The following is a 14403-nucleotide window of genomic DNA, read 5'->3' on the forward strand; positions in this document are numbered from 1 at the left end:
CTCAAAAAAAATAGCGCAAAAAACACACAAAACTATTGCGATATACAAATCTAGTGTTATAGTTATGTATAACACCGGATCAGCAAGGACGTTTTCTGCGAGATCCACCTGCAGACCAAACATTGAGGACAACTGACATGAACATTTTTCGCACAACCTGTTTCGCCGCCATTACTCTCTTCGCCAGCGCCGCCACCTTGGCCGACACAGCGCCGAGTGTGCAGGCACCCAGCCCAGTGATCGATACCCAGTGGGCCTTGGCTGCGATTGAAAACAGCCAACCCAGCCTGGCCGTTGTGGCGCAAGTGAAGCCATTGCAGCAAGTTCAACAGGGTGAAAGCTGGACTTTTCGCGAATTGATCGATGGCCAAATCATCGAAATCGAAATCACAGAAATCGCCAACGCGCTGGCGAAAGAAATTGCCAAACACACCGTACGCTCTGCCATGGATTTGGCAGGCATCTAACACTACACCTTTGTCACGGGGACGCACCATGAACGCCAAGCAACTTACATACAGCTTTTGCATCGCCCTGGCGCTGATATTCAGCGCCGCCAGCCAGGCTGAAGATATTCAGAAAAAACATGTCGCTATCGAAGACATCGACCAGGTAGAAGTGGCTGGTCCAGGCCAGTTGACGATTACCCAGGGCGACACCGAAAGCCTGGAAATTATTGCCAGCGCCAAAGTGATGGAGCGCATAGAAGTGGATGCGCGCGGCACCACGCTGCGCCTGCGCCTAAAAGATGGCACTCAGTGGGGCTTTTTCCGCATAGATGACGGCATTCAGTACAAACTGACAGTGAAAGCGCTCAACAGAATTAAAACCATTGGTTCAGCCGATGTTGAATTGGCAACTAGCCTGACCGCCAAGCGCCTAAAGCTCGATAGCGCAGGCTCCGGCGACATGCGTTTCAAGGATCTGATGCTGCAGCAACTCGATATGAGTTCAGCTGGCTCTGGTGATTTCTCTGCCGAAACGCTGGAGGCTGAGTCTATCGACATGACCACGGCGGGTTCTGGCGATGTGCGCATACAAACGCTGAAAGTGGCCGCCGCAGCCGAAATTAACTCGGCCGGATCAGGCGACATTCGTATCGACACACTTTACGCCGACCGCTTAGTACTGGCCATGGCCGGCTCGGGCGATACAGAAATTGGGCAGGGCGAAGTGGCTAGCCAGTCCGTCGATATTGGCGGCTCCGGCGACTATTCGGCTGCACGACTTAAAAGCGCCGTGGCAGAGATGGACTTGAGCGGCTCTGCAGATGCAAAAATCTGGGTCACCCAAGAGCTGCGTGTAGACGCCAGCGGCGCCTCCGATGTGCACTACTACGGCCAGCCACTCATCAAAGTCGATACCAGCGGTGCCAGCAGCGTGAAAGCCTTGGGCGTAACTCCCAAGTGAGCAACTAAGCCCTCCACACAAGGTACGTATTATGCAACAGCAGTGGAATGATGATCAGCCTATCTACCGGCAACTAAGAGACCGCATGGTAGGCCTGATAATGGAAGGCGCCTATAACGAAGGCGAAGCTATCCCTTCCGTACGCGCGGTTTCCGCAGAGTATCAAATAAATCATTTGACCGTGTCCAAAGCCTATCAAGAATTAGTGGACGAAGGTCTGGTAGAAAAAAGAAGGGGATTGGGCATGTTTGTTATCGAAGGTGCAAGAGAGAACATTTTGAAAGCCGAAAAAGAGAAATTTCTGAGCGTGGAATTTCCACAACTATTACAACGCATCATGCAGCTGGGCATCAGCAAGGAAGAGCTGATAGAGCGCATCACGCAGGCCGAGGAAAACAACTGATGGAACCGATCATTCAAGCCCGCGGCCTCTCCAAGCGCTACGGCAATCACCAAGCACTGAACCAGGTTAGTTTTGACATAGCACCGGGCCGCATAGTTGGGCTGATTGGCCCCAATGGCGCCGGCAAAACTACGGCTCTCAAAGGTATATTAGGTTTAGCCGAAGTGGAAGGCGAGTTAAATGTCTTGGGCATGAACCCCGTTAAACAGCGTAAAGAACTGCTAGAGCAGGTCAGCTTTATTGCCGATACGGCGATCTTGCCGCGCTGGCTTAAGGTGTCTGAAGCCATTGACTATGCCGACAGTGTGCATCCAAAGTTTAATCGCCCAAAAGCTGAAGCCTTTTTAGCGAAAACAAAAATTAACCCCCGCTCAAAAATCAGCAGTTTATCCAAGGGCATGATTACGCAATTACATTTATCGTTGATCATGGCCATTGAAAGTAAATTGCTAGTGTTGGATGAGCCCACCTTGGGATTAGACATTTTATACCGCAAGCAGTTTTACACTTCGTTGTTAAACGATTACTTCGATGAGGAAAAAACCATTCTCATCACCACTCATCAAGTGGAAGAAATAGAAGCCATCTTGACCGATTTGGTGTTTATCAACGAGGGGCAACTGGCGCTCAATATCGCCATGGAAGATATTCCTGGTCGATTTGTTGAGGTGCATCTCAATAAACAGCAACAAACCGAAGCCGCAGCTTTAGAGCCTATACATATCAGCCCGCGCCTGGGCGGCTTCTCAGCGATTTTTGACGGCGTTGAGCGAGCGCAGCTGGAACCTCTGGGCAGCTTACACACCCCCAGCATTACCGATCTTTTTGTCGCAAAAATTCAACCGAATCTTGTTTGGGGGCACACCCAATGAAGCAGCTAATTACACCCGTCAAGCGCGAGTTCTGGGAATACCGGGGCACCTTCACACGCCTGCCTATCATTTGTGCAGCCCTGATTGCCCTATGCATGATTGGCGCCCTTGGACTCTATGCCAGCGGCCTGATCGATTACCACTTAGATGACGATAATTTACGTATCGGCGGAGCGAGCAACTCAAGTCACTACAGCCACGGCGAACACCTTATCCACAAGCGCGAGGCCCTGCAGGAAGCGCGCGCGGATATTCAACAAGCCCGCGCAGAGGTGGAGCAGCGCTTCACTGAAGAATTTAACGTGGATATCAACAAAGAGCTGGACAAGGCGCAGCGCGAACTGGATCGCCAGGGTATCGATATAACCATTAAGCGCTCAGACGTCCGCATCGATCACAGCAAGGTTCGCACAGAGGTGCGTCGCCAATTGGATCGCGAGTTAGCGCGCATCGATGAAGAAATAGCACGCATTGATGCACTACTCGCAGACGGCGCTACAACGGACATGCCAGTCGCACCGCCAGCCCCCAAGGCACCCCCTGCGCCTGCGGCACCCGAGCTGAGCGCACAGGCACCCGAGGTCCCCAAGGCGAGCGACATTCGCCGCTTCCCCGAAACTGTTACGGTGATTGAAAAGTCCGAGGGATTAGGCTTTACCGATGACAATATCGACAGCGTCAACGACGTGCTGACGGGCTTTTTCGCGCTTTTCTCTGGTTTGATGTTGTTGGTGAGTATCTACTATCTTCTGTCTTGCCTGTACACAGACCGCAAAGACAACAGCATATTGTTCTGGAAGTCCATGCCGGTCTCCGAAACGCAACAGGTACTCACCAAATTGGCAGTCGCGCTGGTGGCACTGCCAACGATTGCCACACTGTGTGCATTGGCTGTGGGCTTTGTCTTCGTCATACTGACGCTGCTGTATGTTGCCGGTTACGCCGCCAGCACAACGCCCTGGGAAATCCTTGCTGGTGTGAACTTGTTCAGCATTGCACTGGGTCATTGGTTCACCGCCATGGGCGTCGCCCTGTGGAGCTTGCCGTTTTTTGCCTGGCTGGCTTTTTGCTCCGCAGCGGCCAAACGCTCCCCCTTCATGCTGGCCCTGCTACCGCCAGCGGTGTTGGTACTGGCAGAAGAGATTGCCTTCGATAGCCAATTACTGCTGGGCGTAATCAGTGCACGCATTCCAGGTATCGCAGTGGACGACAACGGCTATAGCGGCTATATCCGCTTTAGCGAAACCGGTGTGAGTCCCTTGGGCGAGTTTTTGACGACGCCCGGCTTGTGGATGGGCTTAGCTGTAGCCGCCGGTATCACCTACGCCGCCATTTGGTTGCGTAACCATCGCTACGAAATCTAAAGGATGCGATCGTGAAAATTGCAACGGCTTTGCTTTTGACAATTTCCGCTCTGGCCACGTCGGTGTCTGCAACTGAAGAAGTTCGCCACACCTACGCGCTCGACACCGTCTCGCAAGTACAACTCGACGCCTACGGTAGCGTCGAGCTGACCCAAGGGCCCGTCAATCAATTGCAGGTTACCGCGGGCGACGAGTTCCGATCGCACCTACACATGGCCCTGCACGACGACACACTGGTGATTACCGATACGCGCACCAGTTCGACCTGGTATCAAACTAAACAATGGTTCCAGCAACTGCTGGGCGGCGCCATCGGTCCGCAAGACATGCACTATCAGCTCACGCTGGCTGAACCCAAGTCGCTGACGCTGAACGGCCATTTTGCCGCTCGGGTGCAACAGCTATCCCAGCCGACTGTAGCCATTACGTTTAACGGCATCGGCTCGCTCGACATCAAACGACTGCAGACCGACAGCTTAACACTCACCGCCAATGGTCACCTGACACTAAACACGGACCGTGTGCAAGGCAATGAGCTCCACCTGGCCTTTAGTGGTAGCGGCCAACTGGATGCGCGCGGCATTAGCGTCGATCAATTAAACGGGCGTCTCAATGGTGCCATTCAATGCCTGCTTGCCGGTAAGGCGAGTAGCCTGGATTGGCACATGACGGGCAGTGGTCAATGTACCGCCGTCCGTCTGCGCGCCGAGCAGGCGGCGCTGCACATTGCCGACCAAGCCCAAATGACCGTAAGCGTAAAGCAAAATCTAAACGCCCACACCGAAGGCCAGGGCCAGATAAATTACTATGGCCAACCCAAGGTGAATACCAGCGGCAACCGAATAAAGCACGCCCACAGCGGCTACCAAGCGCGCATCTATTACTAAGTCTTCGTCGGAAAACGCTTCAGATCCGAGTGTCAGCTGCACTCGGATTCTTTATGCCAATCGCTTTTATATTTTTATCAAATCCATTGTTTCTGGCATAAAAAAGCCGCGCTTTCAGGGCGCGGCTAAGCAAATATCAATGAGGAGACATATGAAAAACACACCATGGCTGTCCATATGCTTCTTTGATACACAGGCGGCCAACTAGTTCCTTCTTTTTTCAATTAATTTTCCACCCCAAGCGCTTCGCCTGCCGCCCACTGCCCGGGCTACGTATTGCGCTCTGTGCGCCCAAGCGACACTCCCCTGTTGTCAGCGGCTCCGACGGCCTTGACATACATACTGTGCAACACATAGTATTTACTGTGTAACGCACAGTATTTTGCCATCCCACAGGGAAATCAATGGAAACCGAGGCCCTGCTTCACAAAATGACGCAAGAGCTGCGGCGCGGCTCGCTCTCGCTAGCGGTATTACTGGCGTTTCGCCGGGAGCACTACGCCTACTCGCTGCGCCGCTATCTCGCAGAACACGGCTTAGACGTAGATGAAGGCACCCTCTACCCGCTGGTTCGACGGCTGGAAAAAGACGCCCTGCTAACCAGTGAGTGGCGCGAAGCCTCGGGCCGTAAACGCCGTTTTTACCAATTGTCACCACTCGGGAAACACTTGTTACCGCAACTCGATCAAGAGTGGCAGCGCCTGTCTGCGGCGCTGGAACTGATACGCAACGCCACCTAGGAGCACACCCTATGAATTGGATTCAACGCTATGTAGAGGCCGCGCGCGCCTATTTCCCCTCCGATCAACGCGATGATTTGAGCGATGAGCTAAGCGCCCAACTACACGATCAACTGGACGCGCTGGAGGCCAACACCGGTCGCCCCGCCACAGACGAAGAAATAGAAGCGCTTTTGTGCGCATTTGGCCCCCCCATGCACTACGCCAGCAAATTTCACCCGCGCCAGGCACTCATTGCCCAGCCGCTTTTGGAGACCTACAAGCTGGTCTTGCGCTACATAGGTTGGGTGTTAGCGGGCGTATTTAGTGCCTATGCACTACTGCACGCCATTTCACACGACGCGGTGCGACCGCTCAACATACTGCTGTTTGTCGCCATTAATACTCTCGAGCACTTTGTTTGGTTTTTCGCCGCGGTAACTATTGTATTTTATTTGGCCGAAACACCGCTGCAGCAAGTGGTCGGCACAGAGCGCTGGCATCCGCGCCAATTGCCCCCCATCCGGCCACATTGGAGCCAGCGCTCGCGTGGGGAAAGTGCATTCAACTTTGTGGTTTATTTAATCGTAGCGGGCATGGTGTTTGGCGGTTTTCCCGCACTGGAAACCTTTACACTGCACTATCCCAGCGCCGCCGCGCTGCAATTAATCAGTCTGTTAACCCCAGTGATCGGTAGCTTGCTGCTCATGCACGCATTTTTACATCTCTACCACTGTTTGCATCCCTACTGGAATAGCATCAGCATCACGGCGAATCTCGCACTCAATATCGCGTGGTTGGCCGTCATTGGTCTACTGCTCGCCGTGCCAAATAACGACCTGCCACAGCTGGTCAGCAACGGTATTGAAGGCGAGCGCATTACCCATTTTCTTAATCAGGCACTGACCAGTATTTTTGTGGTCATTGGCTTGGTCACCGTGTACGAATTGGTGCGCGATGGCCGGCGCCTGCGGCTGTTGCGCGGATCAGTCTCAGCAGATCACTAGAATCTATCTGACAGGTAAAAAAAATGCCGCTCTATGAGCGGCACAACAAGCATAACATTGGGGAGAGATATGAAGGCCAGTAAGCATTCATGTTTCTTTGAGCACTAGGCAGACATAAAGTTCACAGATTTTTTATCCCAACCCGGTCAGACACCTCACATTTGCATTTCTTTACGCAGATATATCGGCACTCTGTCACACCCGCTAGTGCACCTGATGTCAAGATGTCGTACAGTTCAAGGTACATACGTACTAACGCTAAAGTACGAAAAGCCACTGGCCACAGCCCGATCCCATTAACCGGCGCCTGAGTAGATCACGCTAATGAGCACACCTTTTTACTGCGTGTGCCCGATGCATCAGCTAGGTTTACCTTGCTTTTAGCGCGTCCGGCGGATTATCTGTCGAGCTGTAGTACCGAACACACTATTTACTGACTAAAACGGCTATGCCTTTGGAGTTCTCCATGCGCTTGCTCGCACTTGCCTTGATTATTGTCTCTTTCAATACCGCTGCCGCCCCCACAGGGGTATATGTACAGCAGGTTCAGCTCACCGATTTTTCAGACAGAGTTGAGGCCTTGGGCACATTGCGCGCAAACGAGTCGGTGGTACTCACCGCCAGCGTAACCGACCGTATAACCCGGATACACTTTCAAGACGGTCAGCGGGTTAAGGCGGGCGAGCTCTTGGTCGAGCTCAACAACCTGGAAGAAAAAGCCCAGCGCCAAGAACTTTTTCTGGTGGTAGACGAGGCCAGCCGGCAATTCGAACGGGTGCAAAAACTGGCGCAGGACGGACTTGCACCCCAGTCACAATTAGACGAACAACGTCGCACCTTTCAGGCGGCCCAATCGCGTTTGGACGCGTTGGATGCGCGCATGCAGGAACTGCAAATCGTCGCCCCCTTTTCCGGTGTACTGGGTCTGCGCAATGTGAGTGTGGGTACCCTGCTCGCTGCCGGCGAAGTTATCACTACACTCGACGACGATTCGGTCATGAAGCTAGACTTTTCCGTGCCCTCTACTTACCTACCATTTTTGAAACCAGGCTTGGCCGTTAGCGCCCAGGCGAAAGCGCTGAACGACTCAGTCTTTGAGGGAGAAATTGCCAGCATCGACTCTCGGGTAGACCCCATCACCCGCTCCGTGCGCGTGCGAGCGCTGCTCGACAACCCCGACCACCGTCTGCGCCCCGGCCTATTGATGAGTGTGGCGCTGCAGAAAAACCCCCGCCAAGCACTGGTAATCGCCGAGGAAGCGCTAATTCCCGAAGGCCGCAAACACTCCGTTTTGCGCGTCGACAGCCAACACAACCCCGCCCTAGTGGAACAGGTAGAAGTCACCGTGGGCAGCCGCATACCGGGGCAGGTGGAAATACTATCGGGCCTCGCACCCGGCGATCTGGTGGTCACCCACGGCACCGTTAAAATTCGCCACGGCTCAGAGGTGAAAGTGCTGGCGGAGCAAGCCTATGGCGAGCGCCTGCCGAGCCTGCTCGACAAAGCAGCGGGGCAATAAACCCTGTTGCTGTCAGAAATTTCCATTCGCAGGCCGGTATTGGCCACCGTATTTTCATTGCTGCTGGTGGCCTTTGGCTTGGTGGCATTCGATCGCCTACCCCTGCGCGAATACCCAGACATAGACCCACCGGTGGTATCCATCGACACCAGTTACCCAGGCGCCAGCGCCACGGTAGTGGAAACCCGGATTACCAAAGTGATTGAAGACCGCATCTCCGGCGTGGAGGGCATCAAGTACATTCAATCCTCCAGTGAAGATGGCCGCTCGCGGGTGACGGTGGAATTTGATATTTCGCGCGACATCGATGCCGCCGCCAACGACATCCGCGACCGGGTATCGCGCGTGCGCGACAGCCTGCCCCGCGAGGCAGACGCGCCCGATATCCAGAAAGAAGACGCCGACGACTCACCCATTATCTGGCTGAATTTGGTGAGTACGAAAATGACCCTGCCAGAGCTCACCGACTATGCCGAGCGCTATCTGGTGGATCGCTTTAGCGTACTGCCAGGCGTGGCGCGAGTGCGCATTGGCGGTGCCCAGAGTTTTGCACTGCGCATCTGGCTCAATCGCCAGGCTCTGGCAGCCCACAACTTAACGGTCAACGACGTGGAGGCGGCACTGCGTTCTGAAAACGTCGAGCTGCCCGCGGGTTCGGTAGAATCCCTGGAGCGGCAATTTACCGTGCGTGTGGAGCGCAGTTTCCGCAGCGCCGTAGACTTCCAAAAGCTGGTACTGCGCCAGGGTGACAGCGGCTATTTGGTCAGGCTGGCGGACGTAGCACGCGTGGAACTGGGCACCGTCGAAAGCCGCACCTTGTTTCGCGGCAATGGCGAGCCCATGGTGGGGCTGGGAATTTCCAAGCAAAGTACCGCCAACACTATCGACGTGGCCCGCAATGCCCGCGATGCCATGGAGCGTATCAACCCCACCCTGCCAGAGGGCATGGCCATTAAGCCCAGTTACGACTCCTCGGTGTTTATCGAAGCCTCCATCAACGAAGTGTATAAAACACTGTTTATCGCCATCGGCCTGGTGGTGTTGGTAATCTACCTGTTTCTGGGCAGCCTGCGCGCCATGCTGATTCCCGCAGTTACCGTGCCAGTGTCCTTGATTGCCACCGCCATTATGCTGTTCGCCTTTGGCTTCACCATCAATTTGCTAACACTGCTGGCACTCGTGCTGGCCATTGGTCTGGTGGTGGATGACTCCATTGTGGTACTTGAAAACATTCACCGACGCATCGAAGAAAAACACGAAAACCCGCTGCTGGCCGCATTTAAGGGTACCCGCCAAGTGGGGTTCGCGGTCATTGCCACCACGCTGTTACTCGTCGCCGTGTTTGTGCCCATCACCTTTTTGGAAGGAGACTTAGGCCAGCTATTCACCGAATTTGCCTTGACCTTGTCGGCGGCGGTGATTTTTTCAAGCTTTGTGGCATTGACTCTGTCGCCGGTAATGGCGGCGCAACTACTGAAGAAAAACGCGGCCCCATCAGCCCTGGTTCAAACCATGGACAACCTGTTTGCGCGCTTGCGCACCGGCTATCAAACAGTGTTGGACGGCAGTCTACGTCGGCCTTGGCTGGTGGGCATAGCCGCCTTACTGTTGCTGGTCTTTGCCGGACTGATCCAACAGAGTATCCCGCACGAATACGTACCCAAGGAAGATCGCGGTTCGTTTTTTGTGGTGGTAAGCGGACCCGAGGGCGCCAGCTACGCCCATACCGTAGATTACATGAATGAAATTGAGCAACGTCTGCAATATTTGCTCAGCTCGGGCGAAGCACAGCGCGTGCTGGTTAGGGCGCCGCGCAGTTTTGGTAATCTCACAGACTTTTCCGGCGGGGTGGTCATTCTGACGCTTAGCGATTGGAGCGAACGGCGCTCGGCCTGGGACATTATGAACGAGTTGCGCGCCAAGCTAAGCGACCTGCCCGGCGTGCGCGCCTTCCCGGTCATGCGCCAGGGCATTCGCGGCGGGACCAACAAACCCGTGCAATTTGTCTTGGGCGGCGCCACCTATGGCGAACTGGCCGCCTGGCGCGACCAGATTAACGCGCACCTTGCCGAGCACAATCCCGGGCTCACCGACATCGACTGGGACTACAAGGAAACCAAGCCCCAGTTTAAGGTGAACATCCACTACGATCGCGCCGCCGAGCTGGGCGTCACCGTGAGCGCCATTGGCACGACACTGGAAAGCCTGCTGGGCTCGCGCCGAGTGACCACCTTTATCGAAGATGGTGAAGAATACGATGTCATCATCGAGGGCGAGCGCGCCGATAAGCGCAGCCTGACCGATCTGGAAAACATTTACGTGCGCTCCCAGCGCAGCCAACAATTGATTCCACTGGCCAACCTCGTGACGCTGGAGGCCTTTGCCGACGCCGGCACACTCAACCGCTATAACCGCATTCGCGCCATCACCCTGGAGGCCAATGTGGACGGTATTTCGCTGGGCCAAGCGCTCGACTATCTAGATCAACTGGTGGCCGAGCAACTGCCCGAGTACGCGCAGGTCGATTACAAAGGCGACTCGCTGGATTACCAATCCAGCGGTCAATCCATTGTGTTTATTTTTGCACTCGGCCTGGTGGTGGTGTTTTTGGTTTTGGCTGCGCAATTTGAAAGTTTTATTCACCCCATGATCATCATGCTGACGGTTCCCCTGGCCATGGCCGGCGGCTTGTTTGGCCTTTGGTCCACGGGCAACTCACTCAATATCTACAGCCAGATTGCCCTGCTGATGCTTATCGGTCTGGCCGCGAAAAACGGCATTCTCATCGTGGAGTTTGCCAATCAATTGCGCGCCGGCGGCCAGGATATAGGCCAGGCCATCCGCACGGCGGCGGCCATTCGCCTACGTCCCATAATCATGACCAGCATTACCACCATGGCGGGTGCCGTGCCGCTGATTCTGTCCTTCGGCGCCGGTGCTGAAACGCGTACCATGATTGGCGTGACACTCTTCTACGGCGTCTTGGCGGCCACGGTATTTACCTTGTTTGTGGTGCCGGCGGCCTACAATCTGATTGCACACAGGGCATCCACACCGGGCGCGCGCGCGCACGCCCTGGACGACGCTCTGGCTGAATCCGTGCACACCCACAAATCACAGAGCAATGTCGCATCATGACCGACAATGCAAGTAAAAGTGTTTCGCTGGTGCTGGGCAGCGGTGGCGCCCGAGGCATGGCACATATCGGCGTCATCAAATGGCTGGAAGCCAATAATTACAATATCGTTTCTGTCAGCGGCTGCAGTATCGGGGCATTGGTGGGCGGCATCTATGCCTGCGGAAAATTAGCCGAATTTGAAAAGTGGATTACGGCACTCAATCGCTTGGACATTGTGCGTTTGATGGATTTTTCCTGGCAGCGCAGCGGCCTGCTAAAGGGCGACAAAATTATCAATGCGCTGATTGAAAAGGTAGGTCATCACAACATTGAAGACCTGCCCATTAAATACACTGCCGTTGCCGCCAATTTATCAACTGAAAAAGAGGTGTGGATTCAGAAAGGACCGCTCTTTGATGCCATTCGCGCCTCCATTTCGCTGCCGCTGTTTTTTACGCCCTATTCCCTCAAAGGCAAAACCCTTGTGGATGGCGGCGTTTTAAATCCGGTCCCCATTGCCCCCACTTTCGGGGATCACTCTGACTTGACGGTGGCTGTTAATCTGGGCGGCATGCCCGAGCGACAAGCGCCGATCAAACGATTGCCCGACTCAGATAAACCCAGCGACGAAAATTCATTGTTGCATCCAAAAATTCAACAGTTTATTGATCGATTAACCGACAACTGGCTGCCCGCCGACAAAACACAGGCGCCCGGATGGAGCGCCCACGCCATCGCCGATCAAGCCTTTGACGCCATGCAAGCCACTATCGCCCGCCAGATGCTGGCGGCCTATCCTCCCGATATCGAACTAACCTTGCCGCGCAATGCCTGCGGCACAATGGACTTTGACTGCGCCAGCCAAATGATAGAACAGGGCTACCAACTCGCCGACCGCCACATGGGCGACACTACCCCATAGCCACAAATCCCGGCTGATCGGCCACCCGCTGAATCCAGGCTTGGATGTGTGGGTAGCGACTCAGTTCAAAGCCGCCTTCGTGAGCCACGGGCGTATAGCCGTAGAGCGCGATATCGGCCGTGGTCAAATGCTCGCCCACTAAGAAGGGCGTGAGCGCCAGCTGTTGCTCCATCACCTGCAACGCTTTGTGACCGCCCACCTGCTTAGCCTCGTACTCAGCGCGGCGCTCAGCCGGTAGCCCCAGGTATTTTTGAATAAAACGCGCCACCGCAATAAACGGCTCGTGGCTGTATTGTTCAAAAAATTGCCACTGCAGTACTTTGGCTAGTGCAAAGGGCTCAGAGGGAAGCAGCGGTGTGCCGTTGGCCAAATAATTGATAATCGCATTGGATTCCCACAGACAGCGCCCATCATCCAACACTAGTAAAGGAATTTTTCCGTTGGGGTTTTTCTGCAAAAAATCTGGCTGTTGAGTATCGCCACGTAAAATGTCGACAGATTCCCAGCGGTACTGCCGCTGTAGCATTGCCAGAACCAGCTGCACCTTGTAACAATTGCCTGACCTTTTATCGCCGTACACAATCATCTAGCGCACCTTAAAAACTTAAAATTTTCCGATTACAGAAAAACTGAACTGGGCGATATCTTGGTCGACGTAGGTGTACTCGCCTTCCAACAGCACTCGACCAAAATCATAGCCACCGCCCAGACCACCGCCAAAGGCCGTTTTATCGGTCGATTCGCGGCCTACTGAGAGCCGCTTCCACAACAATCCCGCACGCGCTTTCACGTAAAACGCACCGGGTGATCGGTAAACCGCATAGAGGCCAGCGGTGTCTAAGGTATAGTCTTCATTTAAATCCAGTAGGTGAATGTCGGCGTTGCTGCGACTCACCTCCGCCTCCACACCGAAACCGTTATCGTAGTGATCGGCAACGATTAATCCCAGGCCGCCGGCGTTATCGGAACCCTCGGGTGCCAGGTCGTTATAGATCGCTTTCATCCCCAAATACAGACCACCCTTCGCCGTGCTGGCTGTTTCCGCCAGTGCGCAACTGAAGGGGGCAAGCAAGAGTGACATAACACCGATTGTTTTCAACATGACAGAATCCTGTTACCAAGTGAGTAAGTGATGTTTTAGGGTGCAGGCACAGTATAGCGCTTATGAATCGCTTCAATGCCCGCCAGCACCGTCTCGCTCAAAACCAAGTTGCAGCTGTCGATATTTTCTTTCAATTGCGCCAAGCTGGTGGCGCCAATGATATTGCTACCCAGGCAGTGCTGCTGATTCACAAAGGCCAGCGCCATCTGTGTAAGCGACAGGCCGTGTTCGCGCGCCAACTCGCTGTAGGCTTGGGTGGCGGCCACTGCCTGCGGGTTGGCATAGCGCACAAAGCGCTCAAACAGCGTCAGCCGCGCGCCGGCCGGCTGCGCACCCTGTAAGTATTTACCCGTTAACACGCCAAAGGCCAGGGGCGAGTAGGCCAATAAATCCACCTTTTCGCGGATAGCCATTTCCGCCAGCCCCGACTCAAAACTACGATTCAGCAAATTGTAGGGGTTCTGGATAGACACAATACGCGGCATGTCCCGCTCGCGCGCCAACCGAAGATACTCATAAACACCCCAGGGCGTTTCGTTGGAAATACCGATATGGCGCACCATGCCCCACTCCACCAACTCTTGCAGTGCCGCCAGCGTATCTTCGATGGCGACGCCGTCATCCTCCGAGTGGCGATAGCCGAACTGGCCAAAAAAGTTGGTGCGCCGCTCGGGCCAATGCACTTGATAGAGATCGATATAATCGGTTTGCAGGCGCGTCAGCGATGCCTCTACGGCACTGCGAATGTGGTCGCCAGTAAGCCTTGGCCCTTGACGAATATGACTGACACCCGAATTGGCATCGCCTCGGCCAGTCACCTTCGTTGCCAACACAACATCCTTGCGATTGCCTCGGGCGGCCAGCCAATTACCCACAATGGTTTCGGTACTGCCCTGGGTATCTGGCCTGGGCGGCACTGGATACAGCTCGGCCGTATCGATGAAATTAATGCCCCGCGACAGCGCGTAATCCAACTGTTCAAAGGCCTCTTGCTCGGTGTTTTGTTCGCCAAAGGTCATAGTGCCAAGGCACAGGTGGCTCACTGTTAGATTCGAGCTGCCTAAGGTTTTATAGCGAATT

14 protein-coding genes are annotated in these 14403 nt (G+C 54.6%); 11 read left to right on the forward strand and 3 right to left on the reverse strand.

Features of this window, described 5'->3' with window-relative positions:
- Window positions 1-137 precede the first annotated feature (137 nt).
- From ACW8F6_RS10465 to ACW8F6_RS10515, 11 genes are all read left to right on the forward strand, one after another.
- The gene (locus tag ACW8F6_RS10465) at window positions 138-467 is read left to right on the forward strand and encodes a hypothetical protein (RefSeq protein ID WP_491575813.1); all 330 of its coding nucleotides are present in this window, start codon (window positions 138-140) and stop codon (window positions 465-467) included.
- 28 nt (window positions 468-495) lie between these two features.
- Entirely contained in the window at window positions 496-1410 is a 915-nt protein-coding gene (locus tag ACW8F6_RS10470; protein ID WP_491575814.1) for a head GIN domain-containing protein, read from the forward strand.
- Between the two features lie 31 nt (window positions 1411-1441).
- Entirely contained in the window at window positions 1442-1813 is a 372-nt protein-coding gene (locus ACW8F6_RS10475) for a GntR family transcriptional regulator (protein ID WP_491575815.1), read from the forward strand.
- Window positions 1813-2685, forward strand: coding sequence for an ABC transporter ATP-binding protein (locus ACW8F6_RS10480; protein WP_491575816.1), 873 nt, complete (start codon window positions 1813-1815; stop codon window positions 2683-2685). The genes ACW8F6_RS10475 and ACW8F6_RS10480 overlap by 1 nt, the downstream gene beginning before the upstream one ends.
- On the forward strand, window positions 2682-4049 hold the full coding sequence (locus tag ACW8F6_RS10485; protein WP_491575817.1) for a hypothetical protein: 1368 nt from the start codon (window positions 2682-2684) through the stop codon (window positions 4047-4049). The genes ACW8F6_RS10480 and ACW8F6_RS10485 overlap by 4 nt, the downstream gene beginning before the upstream one ends.
- 11 nt (window positions 4050-4060) lie before the next feature.
- The gene (locus tag ACW8F6_RS10490; protein WP_491575818.1) at window positions 4061-4936 is read left to right on the forward strand and encodes a GIN domain-containing protein; all 876 of its coding nucleotides are present in this window, start codon (window positions 4061-4063) and stop codon (window positions 4934-4936) included.
- A 404-nt stretch (window positions 4937-5340) separates the two neighbouring features.
- A complete protein-coding gene (locus ACW8F6_RS10495; protein ID WP_491575819.1) occupies window positions 5341-5676 on the forward strand; it encodes a PadR family transcriptional regulator in 336 nt (111 codons plus the stop codon).
- A gap of 11 nt (window positions 5677-5687) precedes the next feature.
- The gene (locus ACW8F6_RS10500) at window positions 5688-6662 is read left to right on the forward strand and encodes a hypothetical protein (RefSeq protein WP_491575820.1); all 975 of its coding nucleotides are present in this window, start codon (window positions 5688-5690) and stop codon (window positions 6660-6662) included.
- 466 nt (window positions 6663-7128) lie between these two features.
- Window positions 7129-8181 carry an efflux RND transporter periplasmic adaptor subunit gene (locus tag ACW8F6_RS10505; RefSeq protein WP_491575821.1) on the forward strand — a complete coding sequence of 351 codons (1053 nt, stop codon included), beginning with the start codon at window positions 7129-7131 and terminating at the stop codon, window positions 8179-8181.
- Between the two features lie 3 nt (window positions 8182-8184).
- Window positions 8185-11319, forward strand: a complete 3135-nt coding sequence (locus ACW8F6_RS10510) for an efflux RND transporter permease subunit (protein ID WP_491575867.1) — start codon at window positions 8185-8187, stop codon at window positions 11317-11319.
- On the forward strand, window positions 11316-12221 hold the full coding sequence (locus ACW8F6_RS10515; protein WP_491575822.1) for a patatin-like phospholipase family protein: 906 nt from the start codon (window positions 11316-11318) through the stop codon (window positions 12219-12221). Before ACW8F6_RS10510 ends, ACW8F6_RS10515 begins: the two co-directional genes overlap by 4 nt.
- Here ACW8F6_RS10515 and ACW8F6_RS10520 read toward each other — a convergent pair.
- The 3 genes from ACW8F6_RS10520 to ACW8F6_RS10530 are packed head-to-tail and all read right to left on the reverse strand — an operon-like array spanning window position 12211 to window position 14402.
- Window positions 12211-12807, reverse strand: a complete 597-nt coding sequence (locus ACW8F6_RS10520; protein WP_491575823.1) for a glutathione S-transferase family protein — start codon at window positions 12805-12807, stop codon at window positions 12211-12213. The two genes, ACW8F6_RS10515 and ACW8F6_RS10520, sit on opposite strands and share 11 nt — an antisense overlap.
- An 18-nt stretch (window positions 12808-12825) precedes the next feature.
- Window positions 12826-13323 (reverse strand): outer membrane beta-barrel protein, encoded by a 498-nt coding sequence (locus tag ACW8F6_RS10525; protein WP_491575824.1) that lies wholly within the window; start codon window positions 13321-13323, stop codon window positions 12826-12828.
- Between the two features lie 35 nt (window positions 13324-13358).
- On the reverse strand, window positions 13359-14402 hold the full coding sequence (locus tag ACW8F6_RS10530; protein ID WP_491575868.1) for an NADP(H)-dependent aldo-keto reductase: 1044 nt from the start codon (window positions 14400-14402) through the stop codon (window positions 13359-13361).
- Window position 14403 lies beyond the last annotated feature (1 nt).

The sequence above is a fragment of the Simiduia sp. genome, assembly GCF_058345725.1.